The 17,934-nt window shown below is 67.2% G+C and carries 20 protein-coding genes; 7 read left to right on the forward strand and 13 right to left on the reverse strand.

Features of this window, described 5'->3' with window-relative positions:
• The coding region (locus ABQZ09_RS15375) for a hypothetical protein (RefSeq protein WP_349777317.1) at window positions 1-272 on the forward strand (272 nt) is incomplete at its 5' end.
• Between the two features lie 245 nt (window positions 273-517).
• Here the strand turns inward: ABQZ09_RS15375 and ABQZ09_RS15380 are convergent.
• The 9 genes from ABQZ09_RS15380 to ccmA all read right to left on the reverse strand — a co-directional run bounded on the left by ABQZ09_RS15380 (window position 518) and on the right by ccmA (window position 7,636).
• Window positions 518-1,531 (reverse strand): tetratricopeptide repeat protein, encoded by a 1,014-nt coding sequence (locus ABQZ09_RS15380; protein ID WP_228315217.1) that lies wholly within the window; start codon window positions 1,529-1,531, stop codon window positions 518-520.
• Window positions 1,531-1,968 (reverse strand): cytochrome c-type biogenesis protein, encoded by a 438-nt coding sequence (locus tag ABQZ09_RS15385; protein WP_047696546.1) that lies wholly within the window; start codon window positions 1,966-1,968, stop codon window positions 1,531-1,533. Before ABQZ09_RS15385 ends, ABQZ09_RS15380 begins: the two co-directional genes overlap by 1 nt.
• Entirely contained in the window at window positions 1,965-2,567 is a 603-nt protein-coding gene (locus ABQZ09_RS15390; RefSeq protein WP_039565919.1) for a DsbE family thiol:disulfide interchange protein, read from the reverse strand. Before ABQZ09_RS15390 ends, ABQZ09_RS15385 begins: the two co-directional genes overlap by 4 nt.
• A complete protein-coding gene (locus tag ABQZ09_RS15395; RefSeq protein WP_228315218.1) occupies window positions 2,560-4,497 on the reverse strand; it encodes a heme lyase CcmF/NrfE family subunit in 1,938 nt (645 codons plus the stop codon). The genes ABQZ09_RS15390 and ABQZ09_RS15395 overlap by 8 nt, the downstream gene beginning before the upstream one ends.
• Before the next feature lie 318 nt (window positions 4,498-4,815).
• Window positions 4,816-5,274, reverse strand: coding sequence for a cytochrome c maturation protein CcmE (ccmE, locus tag ABQZ09_RS15400; RefSeq protein WP_228315219.1), 459 nt, complete (start codon window positions 5,272-5,274; stop codon window positions 4,816-4,818).
• Window positions 5,271-5,441: a heme exporter protein CcmD gene (locus ABQZ09_RS15405; RefSeq protein WP_104579696.1), complete on the reverse strand. Its 171-nt coding sequence runs from the start codon at window positions 5,439-5,441 to the stop codon at window positions 5,271-5,273. Before ABQZ09_RS15405 ends, ccmE begins: the two co-directional genes overlap by 4 nt.
• A complete protein-coding gene (locus tag ABQZ09_RS15410) occupies window positions 5,438-6,187 on the reverse strand; it encodes a heme ABC transporter permease (protein WP_047696538.1) in 750 nt (249 codons plus the stop codon). The genes ABQZ09_RS15405 and ABQZ09_RS15410 overlap by 4 nt, the downstream gene beginning before the upstream one ends.
• A 112-nt stretch (window positions 6,188-6,299) precedes the next feature.
• Window positions 6,300-6,995, reverse strand: a complete 696-nt coding sequence (gene ccmB, locus ABQZ09_RS15415) for a heme exporter protein CcmB (RefSeq protein WP_039414310.1) — start codon at window positions 6,993-6,995, stop codon at window positions 6,300-6,302.
• A complete protein-coding gene (gene ccmA, locus ABQZ09_RS15420; RefSeq protein WP_039414312.1) occupies window positions 6,992-7,636 on the reverse strand; it encodes a heme ABC exporter ATP-binding protein CcmA in 645 nt (214 codons plus the stop codon). The genes ccmB and ccmA overlap by 4 nt, the downstream gene beginning before the upstream one ends.
• Before the next feature lie 226 nt (window positions 7,637-7,862).
• Here ccmA and ABQZ09_RS15425 point away from each other — a divergent pair, with 226 nt between their 5' ends.
• On the forward strand, window positions 7,863-9,011 hold the full coding sequence (locus ABQZ09_RS15425; protein WP_228315220.1) for a pyridoxal phosphate-dependent aminotransferase: 1,149 nt from the start codon (window positions 7,863-7,865) through the stop codon (window positions 9,009-9,011).
• 148 nt (window positions 9,012-9,159) lie between these two features.
• On the forward strand, window positions 9,160-9,963 hold the full coding sequence (locus ABQZ09_RS15430; RefSeq protein WP_349777318.1) for an amidohydrolase: 804 nt from the start codon (window positions 9,160-9,162) through the stop codon (window positions 9,961-9,963).
• 83 nt (window positions 9,964-10,046) lie between these two features.
• Here the strand turns inward: ABQZ09_RS15430 and ABQZ09_RS15435 are convergent, their stop codons facing one another.
• Window positions 10,047-10,817, reverse strand: coding sequence for a glutaminyl-peptide cyclotransferase (locus ABQZ09_RS15435; protein ID WP_228334222.1), 771 nt, complete (start codon window positions 10,815-10,817; stop codon window positions 10,047-10,049).
• Between the two features lie 163 nt (window positions 10,818-10,980).
• Here ABQZ09_RS15435 and ABQZ09_RS15440 point away from each other — a divergent pair, with 163 nt between their 5' ends.
• Complete coding sequence (locus ABQZ09_RS15440; protein ID WP_047696531.1) at window positions 10,981-11,418, forward strand: hypothetical protein; 438 nt, start codon at window positions 10,981-10,983, stop codon at window positions 11,416-11,418.
• A 202-nt stretch (window positions 11,419-11,620) separates the two neighbouring features.
• Here ABQZ09_RS15440 and ABQZ09_RS15445 read toward each other — a convergent pair whose 3' ends face one another.
• The 3 genes from ABQZ09_RS15445 to ABQZ09_RS15455 are packed head-to-tail and all read right to left on the reverse strand — an operon-like array spanning window position 11,621 to window position 15,366.
• Window positions 11,621-13,258 carry a pseudouridine synthase gene (locus tag ABQZ09_RS15445; protein WP_228315223.1) on the reverse strand — a complete coding sequence of 546 codons (1,638 nt, stop codon included), beginning with the start codon at window positions 13,256-13,258 and terminating at the stop codon, window positions 11,621-11,623.
• Window positions 13,251-14,447, reverse strand: a complete 1,197-nt coding sequence (gene scpB, locus ABQZ09_RS15450) for an SMC-Scp complex subunit ScpB (protein WP_228315224.1) — start codon at window positions 14,445-14,447, stop codon at window positions 13,251-13,253. The genes ABQZ09_RS15445 and scpB overlap by 8 nt, the downstream gene beginning before the upstream one ends.
• A gap of 13 nt (window positions 14,448-14,460) precedes the next feature.
• Window positions 14,461-15,366 (reverse strand): segregation and condensation protein A, encoded by a 906-nt coding sequence (locus ABQZ09_RS15455; protein WP_039412622.1) that lies wholly within the window; start codon window positions 15,364-15,366, stop codon window positions 14,461-14,463.
• 350 nt (window positions 15,367-15,716) lie between these two features.
• Here ABQZ09_RS15455 and ABQZ09_RS15460 point away from each other — a divergent pair, with 350 nt between their 5' ends.
• The 3 genes from ABQZ09_RS15460 (at window position 15,717) to ABQZ09_RS15470 (ending at window position 17,880) form a co-directional block, all read left to right on the forward strand.
• Window positions 15,717-16,016, forward strand: a complete 300-nt coding sequence (locus ABQZ09_RS15460; RefSeq protein WP_228315225.1) for a YciI family protein — start codon at window positions 15,717-15,719, stop codon at window positions 16,014-16,016.
• The gene (locus ABQZ09_RS15465; protein WP_047694949.1) at window positions 16,013-16,282 is read left to right on the forward strand and encodes a BolA family protein; all 270 of its coding nucleotides are present in this window, start codon (window positions 16,013-16,015) and stop codon (window positions 16,280-16,282) included. The genes ABQZ09_RS15460 and ABQZ09_RS15465 overlap by 4 nt, the downstream gene beginning before the upstream one ends.
• A 575-nt stretch (window positions 16,283-16,857) precedes the next feature.
• Window positions 16,858-17,880 carry a LacI family DNA-binding transcriptional regulator gene (locus ABQZ09_RS15470; protein WP_047694948.1) on the forward strand — a complete coding sequence of 341 codons (1,023 nt, stop codon included), beginning with the start codon at window positions 16,858-16,860 and terminating at the stop codon, window positions 17,878-17,880.
• Window positions 17,881-17,934 lie beyond the last annotated feature (54 nt).

Genomic DNA, 17,934 nt, shown 5'->3' on the forward strand with positions numbered 1-17,934 from the left:
GTAAGCTCCGTGGCGGCATCCATGCCGCCAAGGGTCCCGCGACGGTGGGCGGGCAAGGACCAGTGGAGATGGTCGGTCTGCATGGATTTCAACAGCGACTAGCAAACTGCGACGCGGTGTCTTTGCTTTTCAACAAAACCGCCAGGCTTTTCAACAAAACCGCCAGCCACTTTCTAGCGTGGTGTCCTCACCGATTGCGGGACCGTGTGGCGGCATGGATGCCGCTATCGAGCCTATATGGACGTACTGGCGGCGTATCCCGCGAGCGGTGAGGGCACCGCGCCTTCGACCAGACGTGAAGACCGCCAAGCGATCGCGATAGGCACGATGCAGGCCGTCGCTACCTGATTGCTTGATCCGGGCAGCAAAGGCGCAGGGCCAGTCACAGTGGTCGGTGCGCAGAGCTTTCAAGCAGTCACGATGGTGGCGCGCAACCTGCATGCGACTGCAAGCTGCGTGTGGTTGGTCGCTCCTTGTCCATTGGCCCCCAAGGCGCGCAATGACACACGGCGAGCACTCAGCGGCCGATCACCAGCTCCACTGGCGTGCCTGCCGGCAGTTCCACCGTCACCGGCATGCTCTCGACGTCATCTGCCTGGCGCATGGCGTTGCCGCTGCGCGATAGCCGGGCCAGCACCTGCACCTTGTCCAGCGACGACAGCGGACGCGTCGGCATCGGGCTGTCGCCGTCGTCGAGGGTGAGGGTCACCGGCAGTTCGCTCAGTGCGTGTTTTTCCACTGCTACCGGCATCGGTGTGTCGGCCGCACGCGCGATCACGAACACACTGGTGTCGTTGGGCAGGCCGGCCCGTTTTGCGAACTCCGCATCCAGCGTTACACGCACCTGGATGCGTTTGCCAGCGGCTGCATCGGCGGCGGACGCCGCCGGTGTCTGGATCGGCTCCAGCTTGGCTTCCTGCCGCGCGGCGTTGATCTGTTCGAGCAGGCCGGGGCGGGTGCTGGCGTCGACCACCCGCAGCAGCGGTTCCCAGGTGGCGCTGGCTTGGGCGGGTTGGCCTGCCTGACGTTGCACCACGCCCAGGAACCAGCGTGCGCGTTGATGGTCAGGCGCTACCACCAACGCGTGTTCGAGCAGGCGCATTGCCTGCGGGTCCGGGCGGCCGCTGTCGTCGGCCAGCATGCGCGATTGCGCGGCGGCCACCAGCACATCCGGCTCGTCCGGGCGCAGGGCGACCGCGCGCGCGAAGGCATCGCGGGCCTCGGCAAACTTCTGCTGGCTGGACAGCGAGCGCCCCAGCAGCACCCAGCCTTCGGCCTGATCGGGATTGCGCGCCAGCGCCGTGCGCAACTGCGCAATGGCTTCGTCCAGGGTGTGCGGCGCGGCCGGCCGGTTGGCGGCCTGCTCAATCGCCGAGGGCGTGCCGACCAGCCAGTACAACGCCGCACTGGCGGCCAGCAACAGCACCGCGATGCCGGCCGCCAGGCCGCGCGTTTCACGCCAGAGCGGCCGCAGCGCCACGCCGAACGCGAGCAACGCGATCACGATCACCGCAATGACGAAGCCGGCCATCACCACTCCTGCTCGTCGGCGGGTAACGCGGGTGCGGCCGCACTGCGCCGACGCACCACCATCATCACCGCTACCCCGCCCAACAGCAGCACCAGCAACGGGCCGAACCACAGCAGCCAGGTGCGCGATTCCACCTGCGGACGGTACAACACGAACTCGCCATACCGGGCGACCAGAAACTGGCGGATCTGCGCATCGCTGCGGCCGTCGTGCATCAGCGCCAGCACCTCGCGACGCAGGTCCTGCGCAATCTGCGCGTTGGAATCGGCCAGCGACTGGTTCTGGCACTGCACACAGCGTAGCTCGGCGGTCAGCGCGTGGAAACGCGCTTCTTCCGCCGCCGAACGGTACTGCAGCGGCGATGGGTCGCCGACCGGCTGGGCCAGGGCCAGCCAGGGCAGCAACAGCAGCAACGTCAGCAGCCAGGCGCGCGTCATTGGTTGGCGTGCAGGTCCGGTGCGGCAGTGGGCGAGCGTTCGATCTTGCTCAGCGCCGGAATCAGCTGGGTATCGATGATGGACTGGGTCAGCATGCCGCTATATTTCCAGCGCACCACGCCGCGCCCGTCGACCAGAAACGTCTCCGGCGCAGCAGCGATGCCGAAGTCGATGGCGGTGCGGCCATCTTGATCGGCGACCACCAGCAGATACGGGTTGCCCAGTTGCTCCAGCCAGCGCAACGCATCGGCGCGCTCGTCCTTCCAGTTGTAGCCGATCACGCGCACGCGCTTGGTTAGCGCAAAGCGGCTCAGCACCGGATGTTCCTCACGGCAGGCCGGGCACCAGCTGCCCCACACGTTGATGATGTACGGCGCACCGCGCAGCTCGCGCGCATGCACCACGATGCTGGGGTCGTGCAGCAGCGGCAGCGCGAACTCCGGTGCCGGTTTGCCGATCAGCGCGGAGGGCAGGGCATCGCGATCGTCGTGACCTGAGCGCACCACCGCATAGACCAGCAGTGCTGCAAGTGCGAGCAGCAGCACGATGGCGCCCACGAGGACGGCCGTGGGCAGGCGGGGCGAACGTGACTCAACCATCTTGGATCTCCGGAAAACGACGAAAACGCCGGTCGGCGGCCGTGACCAGGCCGCCGAGCGCCATCAGCAGCGCCCCCAGCCAGATCCAGCGCACGAACGGTTTGAGGTGGACGCGCACCGCCCAGGCCTGATTGCCCAGCGGTTCGCCAAGGGCGACATACAGGTCGCCGAACGGGCCGGGGCGGATCGCCGCCTCGGTGAGGGTTTGTCCGCCGCTGGCGTAGCGACGCTTTTCTGCATGCAGCATGCCGACCAGTGCGTCGTCCTTGAGCACCTGCAGGTTGGCGCGGTCGGACACGTAATTGGGTCCCCGCCGTTCTTCCAGGCTGTCGAAGTGCAGCGCATAGCGGCCGAGCTGCACCTGCTGGCCGGGCGCCAGCGCCACTTCGCGCTGCAGGCTCAGCGATTCAACCAGCAAGGCACCGGCCAGGAACACCGCCACGCCCAGATGCGCCAGCACCATGCCCAGCATTTCGGCGGTGTAGCGACGGCCCTTGGCCGCCCGCCGCGTCCACAGGAAGCGTGCGGTGCCCAGCATCACCCAGGCCGCACCGGCCACACCAATCGCGGCCTTGAACTGGCCTTGCGGCGCCATGAACCAGGCCAGCGCTCCGGCCGCCAGCGCCAGGGCCGCCCACGGCGCCAGCAGCGCCAGCGGCCGCGAGGCCTGTTCGCGCTGCCAGCGGGTGAGCGGGCCAAACGGCAACAGCGCCACCAGTGGCGCCATCAACACCACGAACAGCGTGCCGAAGTAGGGCGGGCCGACCGACAGCTTGCCCAGGCCCAGCGCATCGGCCAGCAACGGATACAGCGTGCCCAGCAACACCATCGCGCAGGCGCAGGCGAGCAGCAGGTTGTTCAACAGCAACAAGGTTTCGCGCGAGCTGCCGGCAAATGCGCGGCGCGGGTCAGCGTGGGCCGACATCCGTGGCGCGCGCAACGCGTAGAGCAGCAGCGAGCCACCGACCACCGCCAGCAGGAACACCAGGATGAACAGTCCGCGTGACGGGTCGGCGGCAAACGAATGCACACTGGTCAACACGCCCGAGCGCACCAGGAAGGTGCCCAGCAGCGACAGCGCAAAGGCGGCAATGGCCAGCAGCAGGGTCCAGCTGGCAAAGCTGCCGCGTTTTTCGGTGACCGCCTGCGAATGCAGCAGGGCGGTGCCGACCAGCCACGGCATGAAACTGGCGTTTTCCACCGGGTCCCAGAACCACCAGCCGCCCCAGCCCAGTTCGTAATACGCCCACCAGCTGCCCAGCGCGATGCCCACGGTGAGCATCGACCACGCCACATTGGTCCACGGCCGCGTCCAGCGTAGCCAGCGTGCGTCCATGCGGCCTTCCAGCAATGCAGCAATGGCGAAGGCGAACGGCACCGCGAAGCCGACATAGCCGCAATACAGCATCGGCGGATGGATGATCAGGCCCGGATCCTGCAGCAGTGGATTGAGGTCGGCGCCTTCCAGCGGTACCGGCACCAGGCGCGCAAACGGGTTGGAGGTGAACAACAGGAAGGCCAGAAAGCCGACGCTGATCAGCGCCATCACCCCCAGCACGCGCGCCACGACCTGTGCCGGCAATTGCCGCGACCACAGCGCCACCGCGCCGGTCCACAGCGCCAGTACCAGGGTCCACAGCAGCAGCGAGCCTTCGTGCGCGCCCCAGACCGCCGAGTAGCGGTACATGACCGGCAGCAGGCTGTTGGAATTTTCGGCGACATAGCGCACCGAAAAGTCCTGTACCAGAAACGCGTGCGTCAGCACCGCAAAGGCGGTGGCGATCAGGCCCAGCTGCACCAGCGCCGCCGGCCGCGCCACTGCCATCCAGCTGCTGCGGCCACGCTGGGCGCCGGCCAACGGCACGGCGGCCTGCACCAGCGCCACCAGCAGGGCCAGCACCAGCAGAAAGGTGCCGAGCTCAGGAAGCATGGGAGACCCAGAACCGGGCGGCGTGGAACGCGCCAGCGGAAGCGGCAGGCAGACGGGCCACGTCGGAAGACCCGCACAGACCGCGGCACAGGGTGGCGCGCCAAGCCCGGTGACGTGCAACGCCGCCTCTTGCGATCGCGCCGTCTTCCGTGGCCGGCGCGTGCGTCGGCCGGCGGAAGGGGCGAGAAGCGTCCAACGTGCCGCCGGGAACACCGGAAGACACACCCGCCGCGCAGCTTCCGACGACTGCATCGAGTCTCTTCCGCACTTCCGATCGCCGGTCGCAGGCCCCGGCAGCGCCGTCCATCAGTCCATCCCTCACTGCATCACCTTGCCGGGGGCCACCTGATGCTTGCGGTGCGCACTGCCCATCTTGTCGGCCACTTCCTTGGGCATATAGGTTTCATCGTGCTTGGCCAGCACATCTTCGGCCACGAACACGCCCTGCTGCATGCGGCCGGTGGCCACCACCGCCTGACCTTCGCGGAACAGGTCGGGCAGGATGCGGTCGTAGCGTACCGGCAGCTGCGCGTCGCCATCGGTGACGTGGAACTGTGCTTCCAGCGAACCGGCGGCCCTTTTGAACGAGCCTTTCTCGACCATGCCGCCAAGCCGAAAACGGGAATGCGCGCCGGCATCGCCACGCAGCACTTCCGAAGGCGTGTAGAGGTAGGCCACGTTGCGCTGCAGGGCCATGGCCACCAGCGTGGTCGCCAGCCCCCCGGCCAGCACCAGCGCGATCACCAGCCATAGACGGCGGCGACGTTGCGGGGTCATCGGCTCAGCTCTGCATCGCTGGGCAGCACGCGCTTGCGCTCACGCAGGCGGCGCGCCTGCGCAACCCTCAACGCACGGCGCACCTGCCAGCGGCCGGCGATCAGGTCCCACAGCAGCACCAGCACGAACACCGCATAGGCAGCGATGACATAGGGCAGGTAGCTCATGCCGTGCCCTCCGCATCGCGCACGATCCAGGCCTTGCCGGCCTCGCGGCGCAGGTTGTCGGCGCGCGCGCGGGTGAGCAGGGACCCGGCGAACCAGAACTTGGTGCCGATCACCATCAGCCACAACGGCAGCAACATGCTGGCATCGATGGTCGATGGCCCGAACAGGCGAATGCTCTGGCCCTGGTGCAGCGAATTCCACCACACCACCGAATAACGGATCACCGGCAGCAGCACCACGCCGACGATCGCCAGCAACCCTGCCGCGCGTGCGGCTTGGCGACGATCATCGATCGCGTGGTACAGCCCGATCACCCCCAGATACAGGAACAACAGGATCAGTTCGGTGGTCAGGCGCGGGTCCCAGTCCCACCAGGCGCCCCACATCGGCTTGCCCCAGATGCTGCCGGTCAACAGCGTGATCACAGTGAATGCCGCACCGATGGGCGCGCATGCCATCGCCAGGATCTCGCACACCTTGATGCGCCAGATCAGCGCGATCGCCGCGTACACCGCCATCACCCCAAACACGAACAGACTCATCCACGCGCTTGGCACATGGATATACAGGATGCGGAAACTGTCGCCCTGCTGGTAGTCGGCCGGCACCGCAAACAAGGCCTGCCAGATGCCGGCGCCCAGCAGCAACGCGGCCAGCGCATGGCACCACGGCGCCCAGCGCGCAGTGAATCGGTCGAAGATCGGGGGCGAGGCGAGTTGGTGGAACCAGCGGGCGACGACGTTCATGCGGTGGCGATGGCTCTTGGCATGGCGATGGCTTCTTGCATGGAGACAGCTCTCGGTACGACACCGCCGTACGACCTACGGTGTCCCGTCAACGGCGCATCTGTAACGTCGATCAGCTCAGCGAAATCCGGATCGCCGCCGCCGCTGCCAGCGGTGCCAGCACGATGCCGATCACCAAGCCCGCACCCAGCAGCAGCAACGCACCCACCGCATCCTGCCCTTGGCCGCTCGCCGCCACGCTGCCGGCCCCGAACACCAGCACCGGCACATACAACGGCAGCGCCAGCAATGCCACGAGAATACCAGAGCGTTTCATGGTGACAGTCAGTGCAGCGACCACCGCGCCGAGCAGGCTCAAAAGCGGTGTGCCCAGCGCCAACGATGCCAGCAGCACCGGCAATTGGTCATGCGGCAGGTGCAGCAATTCGCCGAGCAGCGGCGTCACAGCAATCAGCGGTAATGCACTGGTTGCCCAATGCAGCAGCACGCGCACCGCAATCAACCACGCCAGCGGCACCGGTGCCAGCAGCCACTGCTCCATCGAGCCGTCGTCGACATCGCTGCGGAACAGCGCGTCCAGCGACAACAGGCCGGCGAGCAGCACCGACAGCCATAGCACCGCCGGTGCCGCCTGCGCCAGCAGGTCCGGGCGTCCGCCCAGGCCCAGCGCGAACAGCACCACGATCAGCAGCGCGAACAGCGCCGGCTGCAAGGCGTCGCTGCGACGGCGCCACAGCAGCTGCAGATCGCGACGCAACAGCGCGCGGCCGGCCTGCAGCAACGAGGGTTGTGGCGAAGGCGTGCTCATGCTGCCGCCTCCAGGGTGAGCATGCGGGTGCGCACCGGCGGCGCCGCATAGGCGCCATGGGTGGTGACCAGCGCCGCGCCGCCGCCGCGCAGGTGCGCGGAGATCATCCGGTTGACCAGGGTGATGCCGTCCAGATCCAGATTCGCGTACGGCTCGTCCAGCAGCCACAGCGGCGCCGGCGACAGCCACAGCCGCGCCAGCGCCAGGCGCTTGCGTTGCCCGGCCGACAACTGCCGCACCAGGGCATCTTCGTATCCGGCCAGCCCCACGATGGCCAGCGCGCTGCCCGGCATCTGCTTGGCACGGCGGCCGTGCAGGCCGCACAGGAAGTGCAGGTTCTCCAGGGTGCTGAGGTCGGCTTTCAGGCCGGGCAGGTGACCCAGGTAGGCCATGAAGCGGCTGCGGTCGCCGCGCCGCGCAGTCTTGCCGTCGATCTGGATCTGCCCGCGCTCCACATGCAGCAGCCCGGCCAGCACGCGCAACAGCGTGGTCTTGCCGGCGCCGTTGTCGCCTTGCACCAAAAGGGCTTCGCCGGCATCGACATGGAAATCCAGCGGGCCGAACACCGGCTCCTCGTTGCGGCTGAAGGCCAGGGCGTGCGCCGCCAGCAGCGGTGGTGCGGTGTGCAGCGGTTCGATCATCGGTGCAGCGGGCTCCCGTCGCAGGACGGCATGGGGAAGGACCGGGGCGAGGGCGCACCAGACCGGGCGCGCATTGTAGCGACGATGGTGGCATGCCGGGGACGTATGAGGCAGCGCCGGAGGCGCCGCAATGGGTCGGGGAACGCTGTTTTGCAGCGTCCGGGCGCATCCGCCTGGCGGCTTTGCGTACACTCGCGGTCCCCCGTTTCTTGTCTAGACAGGCACCATGCTCCTCACGACCAAGCTGCCCAAGGTGGGCACCACCATCTTCACCGTCATGTCGCAGCTGGCGGCCGAGCACGGCGCGGTCAACCTGGGTCAGGGCTTCCCGGATTTCGCGGTGCCGCAGCGCCTGGTCGATGAGCTGGACCGTGCCATGCGCGCCGGCCACAACCAGTACCCGCCGATGACCGGCGTGGCGGCGCTGCGTCAGGCCATCGCTGGCAAGGCGCAGCGCTGCTACGGCGCGCAGGTCGATGCCGACACCGAGATTACCGTCACCAGCGGCGCCACCGAGGCCATCTTCAACGCCATCCACGCGGTGGTGCGCGCCGGTGAAGAGGTCGTCGTGCTGGACCCGGCCTACGACTGCTACGAGCCGGCGATCGATCTGGCCGGCGCGCGTGCGGTGCACGTGGCATTGCACCCGCAGACCTTCGCGGTCGACTGGGACGCCTTGCGCGCCGCGATCACGCCGAAGACGCGCCTGTTGATGATCAATTCGCCGCACAACCCCTCCGGCGCCATGCTTTCGGCCGACGACATGCGGGCGCTGACCGAGCTGCTACGCGACACCGACATCTTCCTGCTCTCGGACGAGGTCTACGAGCACATCGTGTTCGACGGCCACCGCCACGAATCGGTGCTGCGCTGGCCGGAATTGCGCGAGCGCGCGTTCGTGATTTCCAGTTTCGGCAAGACCTACCACTGCACCGGCTGGAAGATCGGCTACGCCATCGCACCGCCGGCGCTGAAGGCCGAATTCCGCAAAGTGCACCAGTACAACACCTTCACCAGTTTCGGCCCGGCCCAGCACGCCTTTGCCGCGATGATCCGCGACGAACCTGAGCACGACGAACAACTGGGCGCCTTCTATCAGGCCAAGCGCGACCGTTTCCGCGAACAGCTGCTGACCACGCGCCTGAAGCCGTTGTCGGTGCCCGGCGGCTACTTCCAACTGGTGGACTATTCGGCCATCAGCGATCTGCCCGATATCGAGTTCGTAAAATGGCTGACGGTGGAGAAGGGCGTGGCCGCGATCCCGCTGTCGCCGTTTTACGAAAACGCACCGGCGGGTCAGCGTTTGGCAAGGCTGTGCTTCGCCAAGAACGATGCAACGTTGGATGCGGCGATCGAGCGTTTGCAGAAGCTCTGACGAGCTGGGATTCGGGAGTCGGGATTGGGGATTGGCAACGGCGGCGCGCCGCTTGTCGCTTCGAATCTATACGACACCGATAGCACCAACCCGCCCGACACCCGCTATTTCGAATCCCCAATCCCGAATCCCAAATCCCCGTCTCTCTATGAACGATCTGCGCATCTCCCTGATCCAAGGCGACACCCGCTGGCATGACCCGGCTGGCAATCGCGACTATTACGGCGCGTTGCTGGAGCCGCTGACCGGGCAGACCGATCTGGTGATCCTGCCGGAGACCTTTACCAGCGGATTTTCCAACGACGCCATCGACAAGGCCGAAGGCATGGACGGGCCGACCGTGGCCTGGGTGCGCGCACAGGCGGCACGGTTGGATGCGGCGGTCACCGGTAGCGTGCAATTGCGCACCGCTGCGGGGGTGTTAAATCGGCTGCTGTGGGCCACGCCCGATGGCGCGCTGCAGTACTACGACAAGCGTCACCTGTTCCGCTTCGGCAACGAGCACTTGCGTTATGCGGCCGGGCGCGATCGCCTCTGCGTCGAGTGGAAGGGCTGGCGGATCAATCCGCAGGTCTGCTACGACCTGCGCTTTCCGGTGTTCTGCCGCAACCGCTTCGATGTGGAGCGCCCGGGACAGCTGGATTTCGATCTGCAACTGTTCGTCGCCAACTGGCCGTCCGCCCGCTCCTACGCGTGGAAGACCTTGCTGCGCGCCCGTGCGATCGAAAACCTGTGCTTCGTTGCCGCGGTCAACCGCATCGGCGTGGACGGCAATCAGTTGCACTACGCCGGCGACAGCGCGGTGATCGATTTCCTTGGCCAGCCGCAGGTCGAAATCCGCGAGCGCGAACAGGTCGTCACCACCACCATCAGTGCAGCTGCACTGGCCGAGCACCGCGCGCGCTTCCCGGCGATGCTGGATGCCGATCGATTCGAGATTCGGGATGTGTAAGTCGGGATTGGTGCAAGCCAATCCAGCCCAGGCGCGAGCCCGCCCGCTGTCACCAACCTCGAATCCCCAATCCCGAATCCCAGCTACTCAGCCAATTTGATCTCATAGATCGTCGGCCACCGCTTGCCGGTGACGAACACGCGGTCGTGTTCTGCGTCATAGGCGATGCCGTTGAGCACGTCGTTGCTGGGGTCGGTCAACGTGTCGGCATCGGGGACCAACGCTTTCAGGTCGATCCAGCCGATGACCTTGCCGCTGACCGGGTCGATCCGTGCGATGCGGGTGGTCAGCCAGACATTGGCCCACAGCTCGCCCTTCACCCATTCCAGCTCGTTGAGATTGTCCAGCGGGCGGCCGCGCGCGGTGACCTGGATGCTGCCGATCTGCTTCAGGGTCTGCGGGTCCAGCCGGCGGATGCTGGCGGTGCCATCGCTCATGTACAGCTGGCGCGCGTCACTGGTCAGCGCCCAGCCTTCGCCCTGGTAGGAAAACTGCGAACGCGGCGCCAACGTGGCCAGGTCGTAGACGAAGCCTCGCTGATTGCGCCAGGTCAGCTGAATCACCCTGTCGTGCCAGGCCACGATGCCTTCGCCGTAGTAGGGCGCCGGCGTATCCACCTGCTGCAGCACCCGGCCGCTTTTCAGCTCGACCTTGCGCACGCTGGAATGGCCCAGCTCGCCGGTGCTCTCGTACAGGTGGCCATCCAGATAGAACAGGCCCTCGGTATAGGCGGCGGTGTCGTGCGGATAGCGGTTGACGACCGTGTAACCAGTGGTCGGAATCGCCTCGCCGCAATGCGCGAGCGAGGGCAGCAACAAGGCGACGAAGAGCAGCGAGTGGGCAGTGCGTGACATGCGCCGATCATCCCATGCCGCGCCCGTGCCCGCAGCACTCACGCAGGGACGGGATGCAGGTAATGATTGGCTGAACGCGAGTTGGAACGTTGCCGCCACCTTGTCGCGGCTGCCACATCGGCGCTGCTAGTCTCGCGCCACGTCCATCACCGGCAACGCACACATGATCAAGTCACTGTCTCTTTTTGCCCTGCTTGGCGCGGCAACGCTGGCCCCGCAGGCGCAGGCCGCCGGCAATATCGATTGCCAGCTGAAGTTCAATCTGTCCGGCTGGTCGGTGTTCTACAAGACCGCCAGCGGCACCGGCACCATCACCTGCGACAACGGCGCGGTCATCCCGGTCAAGATTTCCAGCAAGGGCGGCGGCCTGACGGTCGGCAAGTCCAAGATCACCGGCGGCCGTGGGTCGTTCTCCGGTGCCTATAGCCTCAACGACCTGTTCGGCACCTATGCCGCTGCCGAAGCGCATGCGGGCATCGTGAAGTCGAGCACCGCACAGGTGGTCACCAAGGGCGATATTTCGCTGGCGCTGGCAGGTACCGGCGAGGGTGTGGATCTGGGTGTCAATGTAGGCAACTTCGTGATCGAGCGCCGCAAGTAAGCGGCAGCATCGCGTCGCGCGCATCGACCGATGCGCGCGGCTCCTGCCTCGCGGCAAGCTTGCGCCAGACAGCGGCTGCTGGCGCGCCTGCCTGAGTGGACCCGGCGGAATCCTCTGCTCCAGTCGAAGGTCCATCGTGTCGGCTACAACAAGAAAACGGCCCCGCGAGGGGCCGTTTTTCGTTGCGCGGATCAACTGATGCTCAGCGACCGCGATTGCCGCCGCCTGGCGGACGACGGTTGCCGCCACCCGGCGGCCGCCCGCCCGGGCCACCACGCGGTGCGCCACCGGGACCACCCGGTCCACGCGCGCCGCCGCCCGGACCACCGGGGCCGCGATTGCCGGCTGCAGGTCCGCGATGACCGCCCGGGCCCGCCGGACGGCCGCCGCTCGGGCGTCCGGCAGGACGCGCAGCGCCATACGGGCTGAACCCCGGGTTGGCATGATCGGACGGAAAGATCGGCGCGTTGCCCGGGTGACCATAGGGATGCTTGCGCTGTCCCTGGCCTTGCCCCTGCGATTGACCCTGACCACCTGCGCCGCCGCGGCCCTGGCCGCCGGCACCCGGACGCGCGCCGCCAGGACCCTTCTTGGCATACGGACGTGCCTGGCCGGTGCTGTTGCCCCCCGGGCCGGCGTTGCGGTGGCCGCTCGGGCCTGTGCTCACGCCATCGGGCACGTACCAGCTGCGGAATGCCGCCGGGTTGCCATCGGGCAGCGAGCGATCGCCCTTGGCCGGGCCGCGCTGCTTGAACGGGCGTTGCTGCGACTGCTTGGCCGCCGCTTCGCCGCTGACGGTCAGGCCGCCCTTGAACCCGCCAGGCTTGCCACGGCCGCCGCGGCCGCGATCTTCGCGCAGGTTGTCGAAGCGACGCAGCTCACGGCCTTCGTCGGCGCCGGACGTCTGGCCGTTGACGTAGGCATTGCTGCGGCCATCGCGCGAGACGTGCACGGTGGACTTGGCGGCGCGGCGCTGGCCGATCACCGGCTGCAGGGTCAGCGCCGACGGCGCGCCTTCTTCCAGCTTGAGTTCGGCGCGCAGGCTTTCCACCTTCTCCTGCGCCACTTCCACCGACTGACCGCGCAGCAGTTCGCGCGGCAGCGAGATCTTGCCGTAGCGGCTGCGCTTGAGGCGGCTGACCTGGCAGCCCTGCGATTCCCACAGGCGGCGCACTTCGCGGTTGCGGCCTTCCTTGACGACCACGCGGAACCAGTCGTGCGAGTCGGTGCCGCCGATGCGCTCGATCTCGTCGAACTTGGCGCCGCCGTCTTCCAGCAACACACCGCGCGACAGCCGCTCGATGATGGCGTCGGAGACCGTTTCTTCGCCTTCCGGGGCACGCACGCGCACCACGTACTCGCGCTCGACCTCGTAGGAGGGGTGCATCATCGCGTTGGCCAGCTCACCGTCGGTGGTCAGCAGCAACAGGCCGGTGGTGTTGATGTCCAGGCGGCCGATGGCGATCCAGCGCGAGCCCTTCAGTGCCGGCAGCGACTCGAACACGGTCGGGCGGCCTTCGGGATCTTCGCGCGTGGTCACTTCGCCTTCGGGCTTGTTGTAGATCAGCACGCGCGACGGTTCGGTCAGCGCGCTGGCCACGAAGCTGCGGCCGTCCAGTTCGATCTTGTCGCCGCTGCGCACCGACATGCCGGTCTGCGCGACGGCGCCATTGACCTTGATCAGGCCATCGGCAATGCGCTGCTCCAGCGCGCGGCGCGAGCCCAGGCCGGCCTGGGCCAGCACCTTGTGCAGGCGCTCCTCCAGCTTGGGCGCTTCGGGCGCGCTGTCGCGCTTGAGGGAAAGCTTGTTCAACGACAGCTTGCGGGGGGTGTCACTCATGTGTCTGGCTCCGGCCGCCGCGTTGCGGGTCGGCCTCTGGGTCGGAATCGGCTTCGTCAACAGCCACGGTCGTCGTCGCGACGGCGTTGTCTTCGTCTTCGTTCGCTGCATCCGCGCGCGTTCCCGGCGCGGTGTCGGGGTCGCCCTCGCGGGCGTCATCTGGGTGGTGCGTATCCTGGTCCTGCGCCGGGGCATGCCCGGGGTGTTGCGGTGTCTGCGCGCCCGTCGCGTCGGCATCGTCCATGTCGATGGCGTCGCGAAGAGCGTGGTGTTGCTGGTCGATCCCGGCATCGCTGGCCGTTGCCGGCGCGTGCTGGTCGGCAACGGTGTCGATGTCTGTTTCGGGATCGCGCCCGGCATTGGCCTGATGATCGGTCGCTGCCTGGGAACTGCCGTCCTGGCTTGCCACCGCGGCGGTCACGGGCGCTTCCAGATCCTCCTGCGTCGCGCTGATGTCGCTGTCATCGGCCGCGGCGTCAGCGGTGGCGTCTGCATCAGCGCCATCAACGTCGGCGCCATCAGCAGTTGCGTCCGCATCGGCGCCTCCAGCGCTAGCCGCATCGGCATCTGCCTGATCCTGCCCGGTCTGCATCGCTGCCGACGCCGGCACGGCGCCATCCAGTTGCCCGTCGCGGTCCAGCGGCAGCTGCGGTTCCAGCTCGGCGATGTCCTTCAACTCAGACAATGGCGGCAGCTCGTCCAATCGCTTGAGCCCGAAGTAATCCAGAAAGCCCTTGGTGGTACCGAACAGGGCGGGCTTGCCCGGGACATCGCGGTGGCCGACCACGCGGATCCACTCGCGTTCTTCCAGCGCCTGGATGATGTTGCTGCTGACTGCCACGCCGCGCACCTGCTCGATCTCGCCGCGGGTGATCGGCTGACGGTAGGCAATCAAGGCCAACGTTTCCAGCGTTGCGCGGGTGTACTTGGTGCGGCGCTCGGTCCACAGCCGTGCCACCCAACCATGCACCTCGGCCTTGACCTGGAAGCGGAAGCCCGAGGCCACCTCGACCAGTTCCACGCCGCGTTCGGCGCAGCCCTCGCGCAGCAGTTCCAGCGCGCGCTCCACGCTGCCGGGCGGCGCGGGTTCTTCTTCCGGAAACAAACCCTGCAATTGCGCCAGCGTCAGCGGCTGGCTGCTCGCCAGCAGGGCGGCTTCGATGATGCGGGTGATCAGCGCTTGATCCATTCGGTGATCGGCTTCAGATAGGTTCGTTGGCAGCATCGCTGTCATCGAATTCGCTGGAGAATTGCAGCGGCGCGTTGGTATTTCCTAACGCCAGCGACTTCACGTAGATCGGCGCCAGTGGCGCTTCCTGCACGATGTCCAGCAACTGCTCCTTGGCCAATTCGAGCAGCGCCAGGAAGGTGACCAGCACGCCGAGCTTGCCTTCCTCGGCAGTGAACAGCGACTCGAAGCGATAGAACCTGCCGTCGTCCAGGCGGCTCAGCACATCGCCCATGCGCTGGCGCACACTCAGCGCTTCGCGCTTGATCGCATGGCCGGTAAACAGCTCGGCGCGCTTGAGCACGTCGTACAGCGCCATCAGCATTTCTTTCAATTCCACCGGCGGCGGCAGCTTGACCGCCGCGCGCTCGGGCAGATGCGCCTGCACCGGCGCGCTGTCGCGGCCCATGCGGGGCAGGGTGTCCAGATCCTCGGCGGCCTGCTTGAAGCGCTCGTATTCCTGCAGGCGGCGTACCAGTTCGGCGCGCGGATCTTCTTCTTCGCCATCCTGGCTCGGCGGGCGCGGCAACAACATGCGCGACTTGATCTCGGCCAGGATCGCGGCCATCACCAGATATTCGGCGGCCAGTTCGAAGCGCAGCTCCTGCATCACATTGATGTAGTCCACGTACTGCCGGGTGATCTCGGCCACGGGTATATCCAGAATATCCAGGTTCTGGCGCCGGATCAGGTACAGCAGCAGGTCCAGCGGGCCTTCGAAGGCATCCAGGATGACTTCCAGCGCGTCCGGCGGGATATACAGATCCTGCGGGATCTGCAGCACCGGCTGCCCATGCACCACCGCCAGCGGCATTTCCTGCTGCTGTGGCGGCGCGCTCGTGGCTGGCGGAGTCGCGACGTGCGCGAGTTCGGAATTCATCAGGTCGACATCGGGTCTTACGGTCGCCGGCCACGGTCTGAAGCCGCGCCTGCAGGGCTTTGCCTTGAGTTATTACGATCAATGTCGTGCCTGGGCCGGCACGATCCTACAAATCCACATATAACGTGCGCCGCGTGGCATGCGGCGACGGAACAGCGAGGAGGTCGTCTACGCGAGCCGGCGGTGGGCAGCGAATCGCTCGTCGAGTGTGGCGTGGGGCCTGGGCCGACGGGCCGCTGCGTCCGGTTGCGTGTGCAGTGGTGCCAAGGGTAATGCGTGCGCGGGGGCGGTGTCCAGCACTGACGCGGCTAGAATCGGGCGGTGATCTTCAAGTTCTGGCGAGGTGGCGTGTGTGGTACGTAATCGAAGGGTATGACCAGGCCAACGCCCTGGCGACGCGGCAGCAGGCGCGACCGGCGCATCTGGCGCGCCTGCAGGCCTTGGCGGCAGCGGGCCGCTTGCTGGTGGCGGGCCCATGCCCGGCCATCGACGCCGAGGATCCCGGTCCGGCCGGCTTCAGCGGCAGTGTGGTGATCGCCGAGTTCGACGCGCTGGAGGATGCGCGCGCATGGGCCGACGCCGACCCGTACGTGGAGGCCGGCGTGTACGTGCGCACGGAGGTCCGCCCGTTCCGGCGGGTGTTGCCATGAGCCGGGTCGAGCGAATCCGCGCGGCGGTGCAGGCGGCGCTGGCGCCAACCGAGCTGGAGGTGGTGGATGACAGTCATCGTCACGCAGGCCATGCCGGCGCACGCGACGGGCGCGGGCACTTCAATGTGCGCGTGGTCAGTGCCGCCTTCGCCGGCAAGCCGCCGCTCGCGCGCCACCGCGCGGTATACGCGGCCGTCGGCGAGATGATGCAGACCGATATCCATGCCTTGTCGATCGAGGCATTGGCGCCGGGGGAGGCCGGCTAGCCGGAGCGACCAGACCGCTTCATGTAGGAGCGCACCCGGGCGCGACAGCGCGTTACCGATAACGCCCCGTCGCGCCCGGGTGCGCGCCTACGGGCGCGGCAGTGCCCGGGTGGACGACCCAGCCATGGCGCCTGGCAGCAGCACCTCCATGACATAGCTGTAGTACACCTGAGCGCTGCTGCATTGCCGGCGATGGGCCATCACGCACTCTTTCTGCGAGCTACTTGCGAGGCGCGACGCGATAGAGATTCAGCCCTTGGTAGCCGCGCTGGCGCTTCGGTGTTACGAACTTCGCCCGCGCGCTGTCGACAGCCCGACACGCCTTGCCGGGTGGTCATGCCTGCACCGGTCACGACGCGGAGAAAACTGCCAACCGTGATCCGCGTTGTGCTTCGTTTGCGGACACATGGGCACGTATTTGTTGCGCCGCAGCACATTGCTTCACGTATTCATCACTTGCAGATGCTTGATCTGTAAGCGGTTTCACACGCGTGAAGACAGGGGTTTACGCCCGCTTATGAAAACGCTTACAGTCCGCGCCAGTTTTGGGAAGCCGGTCGCGGAGGGCGACACGCATGGCCAAGGGTGCGGTCACCATCAAAGATGTTGCACGGGAAGCGCAGGTGTCCGTGGCGACGGTGTCGCGCGCGCTCAACGGGCACGACAACGTGGCCGGGCCGGTGCGGCAGCACGTCATGGAGGTCGCCGAACGGCTGCGCTACAGCCCGCACGCTGCTGCGCGCAGCCTGAGCAGCCGGCGCTCCCAGACCCTGGGCGTGGTGCTGCCGGATCTGTACGGCGAATTCTTTTCCGAGTTGATCCGTGGCATCGATGGCGCCGCCCGCGCTGCCGGCCAGCACCTGCTGGTGTCCAGCTATCACGGTGATCCGGAGGCCCAGGGCAGGGCGCTGCGCTCGATGCGGGGTCGGGTGGATGGCTTGCTGGTGCTTTCGCCGTATGCCGAGCAGCCCGGTTTCCTGACCGACAACCTGCCGCAGTCGCTGCCCACGGTGCTGATCAATGCCCACCTGCCCGGAGCCGGCTATCCGGTGCTGAGCATCGACGACCACGCCGGCGCCATGGCCATGACCGAGCACCTGTTACGGGCCGGGCACCGGCGCATCGCCTTCATCGGCGGGCCGGCGCTCAATTTCGATGCGCGCGAGCGCCTGCGCGGGTTTCGTGACGCGATGGCCGCACACGGTGAGCAGGCGCAGGGCATCGAATATGCCGGCGACTTCGACGAAGCCTCCGGCCATCGCGCCGGGCTGGCCATGCTGGCCGCCGGCCCGCTGCCCGATGCAGTGTTCGCGGCCAACGACATGACCGCGCTGGGCTGCCTCTACGCGTTTGCGCAGGCCGATATCGTGGTCCCGGACGACGTTGCGCTGGCCGGTTTCGACGACATCCCGCTGGCGCGTTTCGTGCACCCGGCGCTGACCACGATGCGGGTCAGCATCGCGCGCCTGGGTGAGCAGGCAATGACCCGCCTGATGCGGCTGGTCGAGACCCCCGGCGGTGACGACGGCCTGCGCCAACTGCTGCGGCCCGAGCTGGTGATCCGTGCGTCCTGCGGTGCCGGCGACGCCGGCGGCTGACCTTTTCGCGGACGTCCTGTCCGCTCCCGCTGCCCCCGCAGCGGTCGTTCCTGC

The sequence above is a fragment of the Xanthomonas sp. WHRI 6106 genome (assembly GCF_040202405.1).
GTDB lineage: Bacteria > Pseudomonadota > Gammaproteobacteria > Xanthomonadales > Xanthomonadaceae > Xanthomonas > Xanthomonas cannabis.

What these genes read in the sequence shown, in the direction of transcription:
- ABQZ09_RS15380 (WP_228315217.1), bottom strand. Translation starts at nt 1,531, where the DNA reads ATGGCCGGCTTCGTCATTGCGGTGATCGTGATCGCGTTGCTCGCGTTC.
- ABQZ09_RS15385 (WP_047696546.1), bottom strand. Translation starts at nt 1,968, where the DNA reads ATGACGCGCGCCTGGCTGCTGACGTTGCTGCTGTTGCTGCCCTGGCTG.
- ABQZ09_RS15390 (WP_039565919.1), bottom strand. Translation starts at nt 2,567, where the DNA reads ATGGTTGAGTCACGTTCGCCCCGCCTGCCCACGGCCGTCCTCGTGGGC.
- ABQZ09_RS15395 (WP_228315218.1), bottom strand. Translation starts at nt 4,497, where the DNA reads ATGCTTCCTGAGCTCGGCACCTTTCTGCTGGTGCTGGCCCTGCTGGTG.
- ccmE (WP_228315219.1), bottom strand. Translation starts at nt 5,274, where the DNA reads ATGACCCCGCAACGTCGCCGCCGTCTATGGCTGGTGATCGCGCTGGTG.
- ABQZ09_RS15405 (WP_104579696.1), bottom strand. Translation starts at nt 5,441, where the DNA reads ATGAGCTACCTGCCCTATGTCATCGCTGCCTATGCGGTGTTCGTGCTG.
- ABQZ09_RS15410 (WP_047696538.1), bottom strand. Translation starts at nt 6,187, where the DNA reads ATGAACGTCGTCGCCCGCTGGTTCCACCAACTCGCCTCGCCCCCGATC.
- ccmB (WP_039414310.1), bottom strand. Translation starts at nt 6,995, where the DNA reads ATGAGCACGCCTTCGCCACAACCCTCGTTGCTGCAGGCCGGCCGCGCG.
- ccmA (WP_039414312.1), bottom strand. Translation starts at nt 7,636, where the DNA reads ATGATCGAACCGCTGCACACCGCACCACCGCTGCTGGCGGCGCACGCC.
- ABQZ09_RS15425 (WP_228315220.1), top strand. Translation starts at nt 7,863, where the DNA reads ATGCTCCTCACGACCAAGCTGCCCAAGGTGGGCACCACCATCTTCACC.
- ABQZ09_RS15430 (WP_349777318.1), top strand. Translation starts at nt 9,160, where the DNA reads ATGAACGATCTGCGCATCTCCCTGATCCAAGGCGACACCCGCTGGCAT.
- ABQZ09_RS15435 (WP_228334222.1), bottom strand. Translation starts at nt 10,817, where the DNA reads ATGTCACGCACTGCCCACTCGCTGCTCTTCGTCGCCTTGTTGCTGCCC.
- ABQZ09_RS15440 (WP_047696531.1), top strand. Translation starts at nt 10,981, where the DNA reads ATGATCAAGTCACTGTCTCTTTTTGCCCTGCTTGGCGCGGCAACGCTG.
- ABQZ09_RS15445 (WP_228315223.1), bottom strand. Translation starts at nt 13,258, where the DNA reads ATGAGTGACACCCCCCGCAAGCTGTCGTTGAACAAGCTTTCCCTCAAG.
- scpB (WP_228315224.1), bottom strand. Translation starts at nt 14,447, where the DNA reads ATGGATCAAGCGCTGATCACCCGCATCATCGAAGCCGCCCTGCTGGCG.
- ABQZ09_RS15455 (WP_039412622.1), bottom strand. Translation starts at nt 15,366, where the DNA reads ATGAATTCCGAACTCGCGCACGTCGCGACTCCGCCAGCCACGAGCGCG.
- ABQZ09_RS15465 (WP_047694949.1), top strand. Translation starts at nt 16,013, where the DNA reads ATGAGCCGGGTCGAGCGAATCCGCGCGGCGGTGCAGGCGGCGCTGGCG.
- ABQZ09_RS15470 (WP_047694948.1), top strand. Translation starts at nt 16,858, where the DNA reads ATGGCCAAGGGTGCGGTCACCATCAAAGATGTTGCACGGGAAGCGCAG.